The organism is Micromonospora sp. Mcm103, from assembly GCF_024519755.1.
In the GTDB taxonomy this organism is placed as follows: domain Bacteria; phylum Actinomycetota; class Actinomycetes; order Mycobacteriales; family Micromonosporaceae; genus Micromonospora; species Micromonospora aurantiaca.
This window is the reverse complement of sequence record NZ_JALJRJ010000005.1, coordinates 319,198-334,982: the sequence shown is the minus strand read 5'-3', so window position 1 is coordinate 334,982 and position 15,785 is coordinate 319,198. Positions and strand designations below refer to the sequence as shown.

The 15,785-nt window shown below is 75.3% G+C and carries 15 protein-coding genes and 1 riboswitch; of the genes, 7 read left to right on the top strand and 8 right to left on the bottom strand.

All coding sequences use genetic code 11. The features are described 5' to 3' along the window. Nucleotides 1-48 precede the first annotated feature (48 nt). Both OC439_RS10665 and OC439_RS10660 read right to left on the bottom strand, forming a co-directional pair. Nucleotides 49-291, bottom strand: a complete 243-nt coding sequence (locus OC439_RS10665) for a hypothetical protein (protein WP_262013250.1) — start codon at nucleotides 289-291, stop codon at nucleotides 49-51. Between the two features lie 70 nt (nucleotides 292-361). Beyond that, complete coding sequence (locus OC439_RS10660) at nucleotides 362-1,288, bottom strand: GNAT family N-acetyltransferase (RefSeq protein WP_262013249.1); 927 nt, start codon at nucleotides 1,286-1,288, stop codon at nucleotides 362-364. A gap of 70 nt (nucleotides 1,289-1,358) precedes the next feature. On the opposite strand from OC439_RS10660, the gene OC439_RS10655 reads away from it, so the two are divergent. Next, the gene (locus OC439_RS10655; protein ID WP_262013272.1) at nucleotides 1,359-1,877 is read left to right on the top strand and encodes a YfbM family protein; all 519 of its coding nucleotides are present in this window, start codon (nucleotides 1,359-1,361) and stop codon (nucleotides 1,875-1,877) included. Nucleotides 1,878-1,925: 48 nt separating this feature from the next. Here OC439_RS10655 and OC439_RS10650 read toward each other — a convergent pair whose 3' ends face one another. Continuing rightward, nucleotides 1,926-4,325, bottom strand: coding sequence for a S8 family serine peptidase (locus tag OC439_RS10650; RefSeq protein WP_262013248.1), 2,400 nt, complete (start codon nucleotides 4,323-4,325; stop codon nucleotides 1,926-1,928). Nucleotides 4,326-4,393: 68 nt separating this feature from the next. Here OC439_RS10650 and OC439_RS10645 point away from each other — a divergent pair, with 68 nt between their 5' ends. After that, nucleotides 4,394-6,211, top strand: coding sequence for a glycerol-3-phosphate dehydrogenase/oxidase (locus OC439_RS10645; protein ID WP_262013271.1), 1,818 nt, complete (start codon nucleotides 4,394-4,396; stop codon nucleotides 6,209-6,211). 66 nt (nucleotides 6,212-6,277) lie between these two features. Then, a complete protein-coding gene (locus tag OC439_RS10640) occupies nucleotides 6,278-6,781 on the top strand; it encodes a hypothetical protein (protein ID WP_262013247.1) in 504 nt (167 codons plus the stop codon). Here OC439_RS10640 and OC439_RS10635 read toward each other — a convergent pair. Next, nucleotides 6,778-8,178, bottom strand: a complete 1,401-nt coding sequence (locus OC439_RS10635) for an FAD-binding oxidoreductase (protein WP_262013246.1) — start codon at nucleotides 8,176-8,178, stop codon at nucleotides 6,778-6,780. The two genes, OC439_RS10640 and OC439_RS10635, sit on opposite strands and share 4 nt — an antisense overlap. A 33-nt stretch (nucleotides 8,179-8,211) precedes the next feature. On the opposite strand from OC439_RS10635, the gene OC439_RS10630 reads away from it, so the two are divergent. After that, nucleotides 8,212-8,544, top strand: a complete 333-nt coding sequence (locus OC439_RS10630; RefSeq protein ID WP_194801852.1) for a DUF4031 domain-containing protein — start codon at nucleotides 8,212-8,214, stop codon at nucleotides 8,542-8,544. On the opposite strand, the gene OC439_RS10625 is transcribed toward OC439_RS10630, so the two are convergent. Then, complete coding sequence (locus OC439_RS10625; protein ID WP_262013245.1) at nucleotides 8,470-9,105, bottom strand: metal-dependent phosphohydrolase; 636 nt, start codon at nucleotides 9,103-9,105, stop codon at nucleotides 8,470-8,472. The genes OC439_RS10630 and OC439_RS10625 overlap by 75 nt on opposite strands. A gap of 69 nt (nucleotides 9,106-9,174) precedes the next feature. Between OC439_RS10625 and OC439_RS10620 the strand changes: the two genes are divergently transcribed. Beyond that, complete coding sequence (locus OC439_RS10620; protein ID WP_262013244.1) at nucleotides 9,175-10,428, top strand: FUSC family protein; 1,254 nt, start codon at nucleotides 9,175-9,177, stop codon at nucleotides 10,426-10,428. A 294-nt stretch (nucleotides 10,429-10,722) separates the two neighbouring features. Here OC439_RS10620 and OC439_RS10615 read toward each other — a convergent pair whose 3' ends face one another. After that, on the bottom strand, nucleotides 10,723-11,985 hold the full coding sequence (locus tag OC439_RS10615) for an aminotransferase class V-fold PLP-dependent enzyme (RefSeq protein ID WP_262013243.1): 1,263 nt from the start codon (nucleotides 11,983-11,985) through the stop codon (nucleotides 10,723-10,725). A gap of 44 nt (nucleotides 11,986-12,029) precedes the next feature. Further along, nucleotides 12,030-12,152, bottom strand: a riboswitch (SAM riboswitch). A gap of 23 nt (nucleotides 12,153-12,175) precedes the next feature. On the opposite strand from OC439_RS10615, the gene OC439_RS10610 reads away from it, so the two are divergent. Further along, nucleotides 12,176-13,684 carry a PrsW family intramembrane metalloprotease gene (locus OC439_RS10610; RefSeq protein WP_262013270.1) on the top strand — a complete coding sequence of 503 codons (1,509 nt, stop codon included), beginning with the start codon at nucleotides 12,176-12,178 and terminating at the stop codon, nucleotides 13,682-13,684. 27 nt (nucleotides 13,685-13,711) lie between these two features. Here the strand turns inward: OC439_RS10610 and OC439_RS10605 are convergent, their stop codons facing one another. Continuing rightward, a complete protein-coding gene (locus OC439_RS10605; RefSeq protein WP_167796936.1) occupies nucleotides 13,712-13,879 on the bottom strand; it encodes a hypothetical protein in 168 nt (55 codons plus the stop codon). A 96-nt stretch (nucleotides 13,880-13,975) separates the two neighbouring features. Next, nucleotides 13,976-14,323: a GroES family chaperonin gene (locus tag OC439_RS10600; RefSeq protein ID WP_013288840.1), complete on the bottom strand. Its 348-nt coding sequence runs from the start codon at nucleotides 14,321-14,323 to the stop codon at nucleotides 13,976-13,978. A 162-nt stretch (nucleotides 14,324-14,485) separates the two neighbouring features. Here OC439_RS10600 and OC439_RS10595 point away from each other — a divergent pair, with 162 nt between their 5' ends. Further along, nucleotides 14,486-15,772, top strand: coding sequence for an AI-2E family transporter (locus OC439_RS10595; RefSeq protein WP_262013269.1), 1,287 nt, complete (start codon nucleotides 14,486-14,488; stop codon nucleotides 15,770-15,772). Nucleotides 15,773-15,785: the final 13 nt, after the last annotated feature.

Genomic DNA, 15,785 nt, shown 5'->3' with positions numbered 1-15,785 from the left:
AAGGGGGCGGGCCGCGTCAGCGGTCCGCCCCCTTTCCGCGTTTCCGGTTCAGGTGGGCAGCGGGCGCTGGTTGCGCCGCTTGTGCGCCCTGTCGTACGGCGGCGGCAGTCGCCTCGGCTCGTCCACCGGCTGCCGTGACTCCTCCACCGGTGGCCCGTCGCCGCCGGTCAGCTCGGCGAGCTGTTCGGCGTCGCCGACGTCGAGCCGGTCGAACGGAAGCTGGCCGGGAAGCTCGTCGGACGGGCGCCGGCCCGCCGCCGGATCCTCGGCCCGTTCGTCATTCGTGGTCATGCACCGCCTCCTCTGCTCCGACCGTAGAGCCCGGTCGATGGCGAAGGAGGCCGAATGGCGCTATTGACGTCTATGCCCCTTTGACGGCTTTCCGATAGAGGAAGAACACCCGCTCGATCCGGGCGCCCGCCGCGTTCGAGTAGAACGGCACCGGCCCCACCCAGCCGATCTGCGCCGCGGTGATCCCGGCGGCCGCCTGGTCACGCAGGCAGCGGCGCAGCAGCACGCCGCCGATCCCGGAGCCCTCCGCCGCCGGTGCGGTGCCCATCGGCCCGAACCAGCTCGGCCGCGCCGACCCGTAGGCGGCGAACCCGAGGATCTCGCCGTCCCGCTCGGCCAGGTGCACACCCGCGTCCGGCCGCCCCACCGAGCCGGCCAGCTCACCGTCCCAGGTGCCGCCGAACGTGGACCTGGCGAACGCGGCGAGCGCCGGCAGGTCGTCGGAACCGGCCCGGCGTACCGTCACGCCCCGCCCGGCCAGCCGCTGCTCGGCGGCCTCGGTGGGACGCAGCGCCGCCGACCCGTCGGACAGCTCGGCGGTCATGTTCCAGGCGGTACGGTCCTGCCGGTAGCCGAGCCGCTGCGCGGCGCAGACCGCCGGGGTGTAGCGCACGTCGATACCCGGCCAGGCGTAGTGCGGCGGGTTGCCGGCGAGCAGCACCTCGGCCGCGCCGAGCGCGCCGAGCCGGCTCTCCGCCTCGGTCAGCAGCGCCCCGCCCACGCCCTGGCGGCGCTCTGTGGGCGAAACCGCGACCAGGTCGACGTGGCCGAGGCGCGGATCGGCCGCCGACAGCGACCCGACGAGTACGCCGACCAGCGCGCCGTCGCGTACCGCGCCGAGCACCACGACCGGCCGGTGCGCCGCCGCCCGCCGGGTCAGAGTGTCCACGATGCCCGGCGCCTCGGCCGCGTCCTCGGACAGGTCGAGCGCGCGCCGGCACAGGTCGACAACCGCAGGCGACGGCTCGGGCGGCAGATCGGTGATCTCCACGTTCATGGCTGCCGACGGTAGCGCCCTCCACCGGACGACGGGTGTCGGACCCGGTCTCTAGGCTGCGCCCGTGAGCATGAACGGGAATTGGACCCGGGTGACGCCCGACGAGTTGGCGCGGGCCAGAGCGGACCACGCCTGGGCCTACGAGTTCGCGCAGGCGGCGGCCGATGCCGAAGACGTGCGGCACGCCGGCACGGGCAAGGCCTGGCAGGCACTGCAGTTCCTGCTGGAGCGGCGCGGCGTCACGGTGCCGCTGGTCACCGGCGGCGAGCTGCTCGTCGCGCTGCCCGACGCCCCGCCGGAGGGCATGGACTGGGCGGAGTTCCTCGAGCCGTACGACTGGGGCTACGGCCCGCCGGCCTACCTGACGCCGGAGCAGGTGGCCGAGGCGGCGACCGCGCTGGCCGGGATCACCGAGGAGGACCTGCTGCGGGGCGTCGACCCGGCCGAGCTGACCGCTGCGGACATCTATCCGCTGATCTGGGACCGCGACGGTGAGCTGGACTGGGTGGCCCACCACCTGCCGTACGCCCGGGACTACTTCGCCGCGGCGGCGAAGGCGGGCGACGCGGTCATCTGCTGGCTCGACTGACCGGCGGGGCGTCGCGGTGGCCGGTGGTACGGCGGTGACGACGGGCGTTCACCCGGCCCGGGCCGCGCGCACCGCCGCGTACGCGTCCACGAGCCCGGCGCCGGAGACGTCCTGCGGTCCGCCGCAGGTGCCGGCGGGCGACGCGACCGGCTGGGCGGTGTCGCGCAGGATGGCCCGGGTCCGTTCCAGGTCCCCGAGCAGCGCGGGATTCGCCGACCACATCAGCGCCACCACGCCCGCTACCTGTGGCGTGGCCATCGAGGTGCCGTCCAGGGCGGCGTAACCACCGCCGGGCATCGCCGAGACCACAGCCGCACCGGGGGCGACCAGGTCCGGCTTGGCCTGGCCGTCCGGCGCCGGGCCCCGGCTGGAGAACTCGGTGACGCGGCGCTGCCGGTCCACCGCCCCGACGGTCAGCACGTCCGGGTACGGCGCGGGCGGGTCCGCGATCGAGCCGCACGACGGGCCGGTGTTCCCGGCCGCGGCCACCACCAGGATGCCCGCCGCGGTCAGCGCGGCGGTCGCCGGTCGCAGCGCCCCCGGGTCGCACCCCTCCACCGGCGGGCAGCCCCACGAGTTGGTGAGCACGTCCGGGGCGCGGGAGGGACGGCCGTCGGTCAGCGGGTTCCCGCCCGGCGGGAACGGGGCCAGCATGAACTGGAGGCAGTCGAGGTAGCGGGCCGGGCTGCCCATGTTGCGGTCCAGGTTGACGCAGCCGACCCAGCTCGCGCCGGGCGCGACGCCGATCCCGTCCCGGCCCACCGCGCTGCCCAGCGTGTGGGTGCCGTGGCCGCCCCGGTCAGCCGGGGCGCGGCGGCCCTCCCACGGGTCGTACCAGGAGTCGTCGCCGCCCCGGAAGCCGGACGCGAGCGCCGGGTGTCGGCCGTCCACCCCGGAGTCGGAGCTGCCGACCACCACGCCGGAACCGGTGACGCCCAGCTCGGACCAGACCCGGTCCGCGCCGATCAGCGAGATGTTCCAGGCCGGTCCGGCCGGTGCCGGCGCGTCGCCACGCGCCTGCGGGGCGAGCGCCGGCAGCGGGCGCACCCGCTGGCTCACCAGCACCCGGGCCACCTCGGGACGGCTGGACAACCAGGCCCGCACCGCCGGACCGCCGTCCGTCTCGATGGCGTTCACCAGGTAGTACGGCGTCGGGTTCAGCCGCATCCGGGTGAGCGTGCGGCGCAGGTCGCCCTGCGTGCGGTCGGCTGTCGCCACCAGCCGCCGGTAGACCTCCGTCGCCCGGGCGTCGCGCCCGGCCCGGCCCGGCGTCCCGGCCGGCAGGCCGGTCAGGTCGGCCTGCTCGCGCAGCACCACGAGCAGCCGCTCGCCGTACAGTCCGGGCTGGCCGGGGCCCACGTACACCACGGCGACGGCGGCGAGCAGCGCGGCGGCGGCCAGCGCGGCCGGACCGCGCCGGGGCGCGCGGGCGCGGGACCGGGCGAGCAGCACGCCGTACCCGACTGCGAGCAGGACCGCGACGGCGAACGCCACGCCGGTGCCCACCGCGACCCAGAACGGCATGTCGCGGGTGGCGGAGAGCAGGAGGCTGATCTCCTCCGGGTCGGTGAACGCCAGCGGCCCCAGCAGGGCGAGACCGACCAGCCGGCGCACCGGCGCGGGCCCGGCCGGACGGCCCGCGTGGCGGGCCGCCGCCTCCAGCGCGGCCAGCACGAACCCGAGCGGCGGCAGCAGGAGCAGCGCCGGCAGCTGCACGCCCGTCTGCCCGGCGCCGGCCGCGAGCGGTGTCAGCGCGACACCCGCGACCAGGCCGCCGACGAGCACCAGCCGGACCGGGCCGGGCCCGAACGCGGCCCAGAAGCCGGCGCCGAGCAGCGCCCCGGCGAGCGCGCCCAACGCGGCGGCGGCCAGGGCGGCCAGCAACGTCTCCAGCGCTCCGCCGAGCGCGCCCACCCAGGCCCACGGCAGGAGTACGGCCAGCCCGGCCGCGATCGCCAGCAGCGACACCGAGCCGAACCGGCCCTCCGGGGCCGCGTCCACGACCACCGGTGGCCGGACCCGGCCGAGACGGACGGCGACGAGCGCGAGCACCGCGGCGGTCACCGCGAGCGCGGCCAGGTACGCCTCGTGGTGCACCGGTGGCACCGTCCGCAGCAGCGTGGTCACGCCGAGCGCCACCACGGCGGCGGTCCAGGCCCGGCCGGTCGCCCGCAGCGCGGGGGAGCGGGGCGCGAGCGCCAGCGCCAGCGCCGGGGCGCCCGCCAGCAGCACCGTGGCCACCGCCACCACCGGCCAGGCCGCCACCGGCCGGTCCGCGCCGATGACCAGCGCCACCTGGTCGACCAGCCAGCCGGTGACCTGGCCCGGCACGGTGACCAGCACGATCCACACCCCGGTCGCCACCGCCGCGACGACCGGCCACGGACCGGTCTCGCGCGGTGGCGGCGGCGGTACGGGGGCGAGCGGCGGACCGGTCAGCATGGTCATCACGGTACGGCCGGGCCGTGTCGCCGCGCGCCCGGGACGGTTACCGTTGACTGGTGCGTGACCCGAGTGTGTCCCGATCCACGGCCGGCCGGCTGTCCCCCGAGCGCCGCGCCGACGACCTGCGCCGGCTCCGGGCCGAGCGGTTCGACGTGCTGGTCATCGGCGGTGGCGTGACCGGAGCGGGCGCCGCGCTCGACGCCGCGTCCCGAGGGCTGAAGGTGGCCCTGGTGGAGGCGCGCGACTACGCCGCCGGCACGTCCAGCCGGTCCAGCAAGCTGATCCACGGCGGCCTGCGCTACCTGGAGCAGCTGGAGTTCCACCTGGTCCACGAGGCGCTGACCGAGCGCGGCCTGCTCGCCACCCGGCTCGCGCCGCACCTGGTCCGGCCGGTGCCGATCCTGGTGCCGCTGCCCGCCGAGGGCGGCGCGCGTGACCTGCCCCGGCGGTTCTTCCGCCGCTCCTACTACGGTCTCGGCGTGGCCGCGTACGACGCGTTCGCCGGGGTCTTCGGCGGCGGGCGCGGCATGCCGCTGCACCGGCACCTCACGCGCGAGGGCACCCGCCGGATCTTCCCCAGCCTCCGGCCGGACAAGCTGGCCGGCGCGATCCGCTACTACGACGGCCAGGTCGACGACGCCCGCCTGGTGGTGACGCTGGCGCGCACCGCGGCGAGCCTCGGCGCGACTGTGGTGACGAGCGCCCGCGCGGTCGGCCTGACCCGGCAGGCCCGGGAGGTCACCGGCGTGCGGGTCCGCGACCTGGAGGCGCCCGCCGGTTCGCCGGACGCCGAGTTCGAGGTACGCGCCCGCACCGTGATCGCCGCCACCGGCGTGTGGAGCGACGACATGTCGCGGATGCTCAACGACGTCGGGCTGCGCCCGAAGCTGCGGGTCCGGGCCTCCAAGGGGGTGCACCTCGTGGTGCCGCGCTCGGCGATCGTCGGCGAGACCGGCCTGATCCTGCGTACCGCGACGAGCGTGCTGTTCGTGATCCCCTGGGGCGGGCACTGGATCATCGGCACCACCGATACGGACTGGCAACTCGACAGGTCCCACCCGGCCGCGACCGCGAGCGACATCGACTACCTGCTGTCGCAGGTCAACACCGTGCTGGACCGGCCGCTGACCACCGCCGACATCGAGGGCGTCTACGCCGGGCTGCGCCCGCTGCTGGCCGGCGAGGCGGACTCCACCTCCAAGCTGTCCCGCGAGCACGCCGTGGTGGAGCCGATGCTCGGCCTGCTGCTGGTCGCGGGCGGGAAATACACCACCTACCGGGTGATGGCCTCGGACGTGGTCGACCGCGCCATGCACCGGCTCGGCCGGACCCGCTCCTCGCGTACCGCCGACCTGCCGCTGCTCGGCGCCGACGGGTACGCCGCCATGTGGCGGGACCGGGCCGACCTGGCCCGCCGGCACGGGGTGGCGGTCGGCGTGGTCGAGCACCTGCTGGAGCGCTACGGCAGCCTCACCCTGGACCTGCTCGCCCTGGTCGACGCCGATCCGCTGCTCGGCTCGCCGCTGGCGGGCGCGCCGGAATACCTCGCCGCCGAGGTGACGTACGCCGCCCGCGCCGAGGGCGCGCTGCACCTGGAGGACGTGCTCACCCGGCGTACCCGGATCTCCATCGAGACCAGCCACCGCGGCCTGGAGTCGGCGGAGCACGCCGCCGAGCTGATGGGTGCGGTGCTCGGCTGGGACGCGGCGACCCGGGACCGGGAGGTCGCCCACTACCGGGCGCGGGTGCTGGCCGAGCGGGAGTCGCAGCTCATGCCGGACGACATCGCGGCCGACGCGGCCCGCCTCGGCGCGCCCGATGTGCGCGGATTCGCGGCAGACCGAGGGATCGACGGCCCGGGCGTTGAACTTCCGGCCTCCCCCAGGTAGGGGATCCCCGACCCGGGCCGCTCGGCTGCTGGTGCGCGCTACCTACGGAAGTGTAGGTTTCCCCGCGTGGTCCGCCCATCCTGGTTGCGCGTCCCCGCCCTGTCCGCTGTTGTGCTGCTGGCAACCGCTCTGACCGGCTGCTCCTTCGGCCGGGCCGAGGGCGCCACCACACCCGGGGCGGCCGGCACGGCGAGCCCGGCACCGGACGGCAGACGCGTCTCCCTGGTGCAGCGGCTCGGCGACGGCCCGGTCCGCAACCTCGACGTGGACCCGTCCGGCCGCTGGCAGTGCCGCGACTGCGCCGGCGACGGCGTGGACGCCACCGGCACGCTGAGCCCGGACCAGACGCGGCGGCTCCAGCGGATGCTCGCCGACCCGGCGATCGCGACGGAGACCGACCAGGCCCGCAACTACAAGCAGGGCTGCATCGGCGTGCTGACCTCGACGCTGCTCGTGCCGCCGGACCTGACCGTCACCATCCAGGACTGCCCGGGTGAGCCGAAGCCGAAGGTGGCCTACGACGTGCTGCTGCTCGTCACCCAGGCCACGCCCGCGGAGGACAAGGGCTAGAAAACCTTGCCGGGGTTGAGCAGCCCGGCCGGGTCCAGCGCCGCCTTGATCGCCTGGTGCACGCGTACGCCCACCGGGCCGATCTCGCGGGCCAGCCAGTCCCGCTTGAGCAGCCCGACGCCGTGCTCCCCGGTGCAGGTGCCGCCCAGGTCGAGCCCCAGCCGCATGATCTCGTCGAAGGCCTGCCGTCCCCGGGCCAGGCTCGCCGGATCGGCCCGGTCTACCACGATGTTCGGGTGCATGTTGCCGTCGCCGGCGTGGCCGACCACCCCGATCGGCACCCGGCACGCCTCGGCGATCCGGGCCACCCCGTCGAGCAGCTCCGCCAGCCGGCCGCGCGGCACCGCCACGTCGTCGATGACCAGGCCGCCGTTGCCGCCCGGGAACGTCTCGGCGGCGAACCGCTCCATCGCCGGGTGGGCCAGCCGCCGCGCCTGGAGCAGGGCCGCCGCCTCGGTCGCGTCGGTGGCCGCATAGACCTCGTCGGCGCCCGCCGCCGTGCACACCTCGGCGAGCCGGGCCAGGTCGTCGGCGGCCCGCGCACCGGTGTCCACCGCCGCGAGCAGCAGCGCCTCGGCATCGGTGCGCAGACCCATCGGCCGGTACGCCTCGATCGCCAGCAGATGCGTCCGGTCCAGCAGTTCCAGCAGGCTCGGCGTGAGCCCGCGCTCGGCGATCCCGGCGACCGCGCCACCTGCAGTCGCCACGGTGGGGAAGACCGCGACCAGGGTCAGTGACTCCTCCGGGGCCGGACGCAACGCCACGGTCACCTCGGTGATCACGCCGAGCGTGCCCTCCGAGCCCACGAACAGGCGGGTCAGGTCGTACCCGGCGACCCCCTTGGCGGTACGCCGCCCGGTGCGCAGCACCTCGCCGGAGGCGAGCACCACCTCCAGGCCCAGCACGTACTCGCTGGTCACGCCGTACTTCACGCAGCACATGCCGCCGGCGTTCGTGGCCACGTTGCCGCCGATCGTGGACGACTCCCACGAGCCGGGGTCCGGCGGATACCAGAGGCCGTGCTCCCGTACCGCGCGGGCCAGCGCCGCGTTCACCACCCCCGGCTGCACCACAGCGATCCGGCCGACCGGGTCGATCTCCCGGACCGCGTCCATCGCCACCGTGCTCACCACCACCGCGCCGTCGACCGCGTTCGCCGCGCCGGCCAGCCCGGTCCGCGCACCCTGCGGCACCACGGGTACGCCGTGCCGTCCGGCCGCGCGGACCACCGCCACCACCTCGTCGGTGTCGCGGGGGCGTGCCACCGCCAGCGGGGTGCCCGAGTCGCACAGGTCGGCCTCGTCGCGCTCATGCCCGGCCAGCAGGTCCGGGTCGGTCAGCACGGCGGCGTCACCGAGCGCGGCCCGCAGGTCGTCGAGGAGGGGATGGGCGGCCATGCCGGGAAGGCTACCGGCGTACCGTCTGTTGCCGTGCTCTACCTGGACCCGCCCGCCGTGCCCTGGCGCGGCCGGCTCTGGTCGCACCTGATCAGCGACGTCTCCTACGCCGAGCTGCACGCGTTCGCCGAGATGCTCGGCGCGCCCCGGCGCGGCTTCGACCGCGACCACTACGACGTGCCCGCCGAGCGGTTCCGGACAGCGGTCTGGCTGGGCGCCACCGTCGTGCCCTCGCGGGAGATCGTCCGCCTGCTGCGGGACGCCGGTCTGCGCCGCCCGAAGCACCGCGTCTCAGGTGAGCGCGGCCAGCTCCCGGGACAGGTTGGCCCGGGCCCGGTCCTCCCAGCGGGCGTGCGGCTCGGGTAGGCGGTACAGCGCCGGCAGGTCGAGCAGGTGCCGCAGCACCGCGGCCCGGCCGGTGCGGAAGTCCGGATCGGGCACGTGCGCGTACTCGGCGCGGATCGCCGCGGCATACCTGTCGTAGCGCTCCGCCGGGGCGGCGAGCACCGCCAGGTCCGCGTCGCACAGCAGCGCGCCGTCCTGGTCGTCCGGCCCGACCGCGTGGCCGGCGGTGAGCAGCACCAGGCGGCGTACCCCGGTCACCGTCGCGGCCGGGAGCCCGGCGGCGGCCAGCAGTTCCCCGGCCAGGCCGGCGCTGGCCCGCTCGTTGCCGTCGCCCGCCGCGCGCGGGTCGTAGACCGCGTCGTGGCACCACGCCGCCAGCCGGACCAGGTCCGGGTCGCGGGCCAGACCGGCGTACGCGTCGACCACGTCGAGCACCGCCCGCAGGTGCGCCTCGTCGTGGTAGCGCCGGTGCGGCTCCCGCCAGCCCGCCAGCAGCCGGGCACCGGCCCGGTCGACAGCCGCCGGATCGGTCGCGCCCGCCGCCCGTGCCGTGTCCCGCCAGCGTGCCGTCAGGTCGTCCATCGGGTGCAGTCTGCCCCACTCCGGCCCGGTCGGAGGGATTCAGCCGGAGCGGTACGGGTAGTACCGGCCATGGCCCGGGACGGACGACTGCAGTTCCTGCGTCGTGGCAAGCTGCGCGAAGGGCTGGCGGACCGGGACGGGCAGCGGATCGCCTCCGCGATGGAGGAACTGCGGCACCGGGGCAAGGCGACGCTGCACGACCGGCTGCACCGGGTCCGTACCGCGTTCGGCCTCGCCGTGCAGGCCGGCCTCGCGGCCGGTCTGGCCTATCTGATCTCGCACCGGCTGCTGAAGAACCCCCAGCCGGTCTTCGCCCCGATCTCCGCTGTCGGCACGCTCGCCGCCTCGGTGGGGCAGCGGTTCCGGCGTACGGTCGAGCTGATCGTCGGCGTGGCCGTCGGCGTGCTCGTCGGCGACGCGCTCATCTACTTCGTCGGCACCGGCGCCTGGCAGCTCGCGCTCGTGGTGACCTCGGCGATCCTGCTGAGCATCTTCGCCGGGGCGAGTGTCGCCATCGTGATCCAGGCCGCGGCCACCGCGGTGCTGATCGTGACGCTCAGCCCGTCCACCGAGAACCTGGAGTTCCCCCGCTTCATCGACGCGTTGCTCGGTGGCGGCATCGCGCTGCTGGTCACCGCCATCCTGCTGCCGCTCAACCCGCTACGGGTGATCAACCGGGCCGCCCGGCCCGCGCTGGACCTGCTCGCCGGCCAGCTCGACGCCTGCGCCGACGCGGTGCGCAACCGGGACCGGGACGCGGCCCAGCGGGCGCTGTTCCGGCTGCGGGAGAACAAGGAGGAACTGGCGGCCCTCTCCGAGGCGATCGAGGGCGCCAAGGAGACCAGCACGCTCTCCCCGGCCCGCTGGCACCGGCGCAGCGAGCTGACCCACTACGCGGAGGCGGCCGACCCGATCGACCGGGCGATGCGCAACAGCGGCACGCTGATCCGCCGCGCGGTCACCATGATCGAGGACGACGAGCCGGTCCCCGAGCCGATGCCGGACGCGATCGGTCACCTGGCCGAGTCGGTGCGCCTGCTCCGCCAGGAGTTCGCCGCCGGGCAGGAGCCGCAGGAGGCCCGCGAACGGTCGCTGCGCGCGGTGAGCGAGGCCGGCCGGGCGTACGCCGAGGGGGTCGGCTTCTCCGGCAGCGTGGTGATCGCGCAGGTGCGTACCACGGCGAGCGATCTGATGGTGGCCTCCGGGATCGAGCAGGAGGAGGCGAACCGGCTGGTCCGGCAGGCGTTCGGCGAGAACCGCCAGGGCGAACCCGCAGCCCAGAACCCCGCCGCCCACCCACCCACAGCCCCACCCGTCGGCTGACCCCGCCCCGCCCCCCGCCCTCGCCGCCGCCCCCGCCCCGCTCCCGCCCCCCGCCCCCGCCTTATCGCGTTGATCAAGGAGTTAGTGGACTCCGAGGAGATCAACTAGTGCACAAACTCCTTGATCACCGCACGTGGTCCGGGCGGGGGTGAGGCTGCGCGGGGGCGGGCTCGCCCGGCTACCCGTCCGGCGGCGATCATGGAGTTGGCTGCCGGGAAAGCGCTTTCCGGGCCGGTCAACTTCATGATCGACGAGGCGGGGGAGTGAGTGGGTGGGGTGCGGCGGGGGAGAGGGCTAGGAGAGGTGGGTCAGGGCCGTCAGTAGGGCGTCTACCTCGCTGGGCGTGGTGCCCAGGCCGAGGCTGGCGCGTAGGGCTGTGGGGGGCAGGTCGGTGCGGCCGGTACGGGCGGCGGCCTCGGCCAGCAGGCGCCGGGTCAGCGGGTGGGCGCAGAACAGGCCGTCGCGTACCCCGATCCGGTGCCGGCTCGCCAGGTGGGCGGCCACCTCGGCGGAGTCCCGCCCGGCGACCACGAAGCTGACGATGCCCACCCGCGGCGCTTCGGGGGAGAACATGCGCAGCTCCACCACGTCCGGCAGCGCGGCCAGGCCGGTACGCAGCCGGGCCAGCAGCGCCTGTTCCCGGGCGTGCAGCGCGTCCCGGTCGGCTGCGCCGAGCGCCTCGCAGACCGCGGCGAGCGCCACCGCGCCGAGCAGGTTCGGAGTGCCGGCCTCGTGCCGGGCCGGGCCGGTCGTCCAGCGCACCTCGTGCGTCGCCGCGCCGACGTGGCTGGTGGCGCCGCCTCCGGCCAGGTACGGCGGGGCCGCGTCCAGCCAGTCCGCCCGCCCGGCGAGCACGCCCGCGCCGAACGGGGCGTACAGCTTGTGCCCGGACACTGCCACGTAGTCCACGTCCAGCGCGGTCAGGTCGACCGGGGCGTGCGGGGCGAGCTGCGCGGCGTCGACCAGGATGCGGGCGCCGTACCGGTGCGCCACCCGGGCCAGTTCGGCGACCGGCCAGCACTCGCCGGTGACGTTGCCGGCGCCGGTGACCGCCACCAGCACCGGCAGGCCGGGCCGGGCGTCGCGGGCCAGTTCGCCGAGCGCCGCCGCGAGGGACCGGACCGCGCCGGCCGGGCTGTCCGGCACCGGCAGGCGTACCGAGCCGCGCGGCCAGGGCAGCAGGTTGGCGTGGTGCTCGCCGCCGAACGTGATCACGGTGGTGCCGGCGGGCAGCGCCCGGGCCAGCAGGTTCAGTGCGTCGGTGGTGTTCCGGGTGAAGATCACGTGGTCGTCGGGGCGGGCGCCGAGGAAGTCGCCCACCGTCTGCCGGGCCCGCTCGTATGCCAGCGTGCAGCGCCGCGACAGCGCGCCGGCGCCCCGGTGCACGCTCGCGTACCAGGGAAGAAGCCCGGCCACCGCGTCGGCCGCGGCCCGCGCGCACGGCGCGCTGGCGGCGTGGTCCAGGTTGATCTCCCCCGGTACGCCGAGCACGCCGAGCGGGCCGGGCCGGGCCGGCGCGGGCAGCACGGGCAGCGAGGGTACGAGGGTGACGGTCATGCCGGAGCCTCCGGGTCACAGGGACCCCAGGCGTGCCGGGACGGGGTCCGCGCTTGCCCGGCACGCGGAGCGGCACCGGGCCCGGTCATCACCCGGGGCACCCCACCGCGAACCTCGACGAGGGTTGCCGGCCAGCAAGCCGGGGCTTGACGCTGGCGCTCGTGACCTGTTCGGGAGCATAGCCGTGACGATGCGACCGGACCAGTGGGTCGCGGGTGACTACGCTGACCGCATGGCCGACACCCCGCCCGGCGCAGCACCGCCGCCACCGCACGCGCCCGCCGCCCCGCCCGCGGGGGCGCCGACGCCCGGGATGCCGTCGCGCCGGTTCGGCTGGCGACGGGCGTCGGTGCTGGCCGGGGTGGTGCTGCTGATCGCGGCCGGCGCGCTCTACATGGTCTACGAGCTGAGTGAGAGCCTGGGCGCGGAGGCGCTCCTGGTGGGCGCCGTCGCGGCGGTCCTGCCGGTGCCGGTGCTGGTCGCCTGCCTCCTGTGGCTCGACCGCTACGAGCCCGAGCCGCTGCCCTACCTCGTCTTCTGCTTCGCCTGGGGTGCCTTCGTCTCCACCGCCATCTCGCTGAAGGTCAACCAGACCGGCGCGCAGATCTTCGACGACCTGGGGCTGCCCGCCGCGCTCACCGCGGTGCTCGTCGCCCCGTTCATCGAGGAGCTGACCAAGGCGGCCGGCCCGCTCCTGCTGCTGATCTTCCGGCGCCGCGAGTTCTCCGGGATCACCGACGGCCTGGTCTACTGCGGGCTCTCCGCGGTCGGCTTCGCCATGGTGGAGAACATCCTCTACCTGGGCGGCTACGGCTACCGCACCGGCGTGGAGCAGTACGGCCCGGCCACCGGCACGCAACTGGTGATCGCGCTGTTCATCGGCCGGATCCTGCTGTTCGGCTTCGCCCACCCGCTGTTCACCTCGATGACCGGCGTCGGGCTCGGTATCGCGGCGCGTACCGCCGACCGCCGGGTACGGGTGCTCGCGCCGCTCGCCGGGCTGCTCGTGGCGATGATCCTGCACGGCACCTGGAACCTGCTGCCGACGCTGGCCCAGGCCATCGGGCAGCCGGTGATCGCGCTCTACGGCTTCATCGGCCTGATGATGCCGATCTTCTTCGCGATGGTGGGGCTGGCGATCTGGCTGCGCGCCTGGGAGGGCCGGCTCACCGAGCGCACGTTGCCCGACTACGTACGCGCGGGCTGGCTCACCCCGCCCGAGGTGGCGGCGCTGGGGAGCCTGGGCCGGCGGCACGCGGCGCGTACCTGGGCCCGGCGGGTCGCCGGCGAGGGCGGGGTACGCGCGATGCGCGGCTACCAGTTCGCCGCGACCCGGCTGGCGCTGCTGCGTGACGGGATGCGCCGGGGACTCGATCACAAGCCCGCCGAGCGGGAGCGGACGGCACGGGAGGAACGGGAGTTGCTGGACGCGATCACCGCGTACCGGTCTTTCTTCGTCGGTCGTGACCCGCAGGCGCCGGTCGGGGTCTGGGACGGTCAGCGCTACCACCTGCGGTTCCCGGACGGTTCGCAGCGCCCGGTGGAGGCGCCGGACGACCCGGTGGTGCCGATCCCGGTGGTGCTGGCCCCGCCGCCCGCCTTCCCGCCGAGCGGCTACGGCCCGAGCGGCTACGGCCCGAGCGGTCACGGCCCGGGCGGCTGGCACGACCCGGGCGCGCCCTGGCACCCCGGGCGCTGAGGCCGGCCGGTTCGTCGGGGACGCCGGTCAGCTCATCAGGCCGGTCAGGAAGTCGCCGAGCCCCTGGGCGATGGCCATCAGCGCGGCCCCGATCCCCTTGAACACCTGCGCCGCACCGTCCGGCCGGAACGCCATGAAGTAGATCAGGAACGCGAGGAATCCCCAGGCGAGGATCTTCTTGATCACTACCGGCATGGTGTCCCTCCCCAGGGCGCGCTGAGGTGCCTGGGCTTCCCGCCGGGCAGCGCCGCAAACGGCACCGCCGCGGAGCGAGCGGCGTCGGAGGGAGGACTACAGGTAGAGACCGGTGGAGCCGGCGGCGGTGCTCTCCACCCGCTCGGCCGCCACGGCGTGCACGTCCCGCTCGCGCAGCAGCACGTACGCCCGCCCGTGCAACTCGACCTCGGAGCGGTCGTCCGGGTCGAACAGCACCCGGTCACCGGCCACGATCGCGCGGACGTTCGGCCCGACGCCGACCGCTGTGGCCCAGGCCAGCCGCTTGCCCACGGCTGCCGTCGCGGGGATCACGATGCCGGCGGTGGAGCGGCGTTCCCCCTCCGCACCCTCGGTACGCACCAGCACGCGGTCGTGCAGCAGGCGGATCGGCAGCCCGGCGTCGAGACTCTGGTCGGCGGTCACGCGAAGACGCTACCGCGTGGCCGTCCGTCGATTCCGGCGTGGTTGGTGAGAGCGCCGGGAGGGCAATGTGTGGCCGAGTCGCCCTAGGGTGGGGCGTACGGACGTATCCTGTGCCCCCTGTGACCCGGTGGGGCCGATTTGCCGGAGGTGCGCTTGAGCCGCATGGAGCGGATGCGCGGACGGCTCCGCCGTGCGTACGAGTCGGGCCGCGAAGCCGCCCGGACCCGGCGGGCAGCCACCGCGGAGGCGGCGGACGGGGGCGTGGCCACGCCCGCCTCCCCGGGCCCGGCCGCCTCGCCGGAGGCGACGGTGGTGGGCGTCGAGCCGCCGGCGGCGTTGCACTCCTCGACTGTGAGCCGGGACGACACCGAGGTGCCGCACGCGCTGCGCATCGCCGCCGCGTGGTGCTGGCGGCTGATCGTGATCGGCATCGTCACCTGGGCCCTGCTCAAGATCGTCGGCACGATCAGCATCGTGATCATCCCGTTGACCGTGGCGCTGCTGCTCTCCGCGCTGCTCGCCCCGGCGGTCGGCTGGCTGCTCCGGGCCCGCCTGCCCCGCTCCCTGGCCACCGGTGTGGTGCTCGTCGGCGGCCTGGCCGCCGTGGTGGGCACGCTGACGCTGGTGGTCAACGAGTTCATCAAGGGCGTACCGGAGCTGAGCGAGAAGTCCTCGCAGGGCGTTCGGCAGATCCAGGACTGGTTCAAGACCGGCCCGCTGCACCTGTCCGACAGCCAGCTCGACCGCTACATCAACGAGGCGCAGAACTGGATCAACGGCAACACCGAGCGGTTCACCAGCGGTGCGCTCAGCACCGCCGCCACGCTCGCCGAGGTGCTCACCGGCACCGTGCTCGTGCTGTTCGCCACGTTCTTCTTCCTGCGTGACGGCAATTCGATCTGGCGGTTCCTGGTCCGGCTGCTGCCGGTCGCGGCCCGCTGGAAGGTCGACGACGCCGGTCGCGCGTCGTGGGCGACGCTCGGCGCGTACGTGCGGGCCACGGTGCTCGTCGCCTTCATCGACGCGGTCGGCATCGGCATCTTCCTGGTGCTGTTCGACATCCCGTTCGCGTTCCCGCTGGCCGCGCTGGTCTTCCTGGGCGCGTTCATCCCGATCGTCGGCGCGTTCCTGTCCGGAGTGGTGGCCGTGCTGGTCGCGCTCGTCGACAGCGGCCCGGTGACCGCCCTGATCATCCTCGGCGTGGTGGTCGGCGTGCAGCAGGTCGAGGGCCACGTGCTCCAGCCGCTGATCATGGGGCGCGCGGTGGCCATCCACCCGCTCGCCGTGATCATCGGCATCGCCGCCGGAGTGGTGCTCGCCGGCATCGCCGGCGCGCTGGTCGCGGTGCCGCTGATCGCCGTCCTCAACACCGCGGTGCGCCGGCTCGCCGCGCGTACCGTGCCGGACACCCCGCCGGACGCGGTGGTGGTCGCCTCCCAGGCGCCCTGACCAGGCACGACCC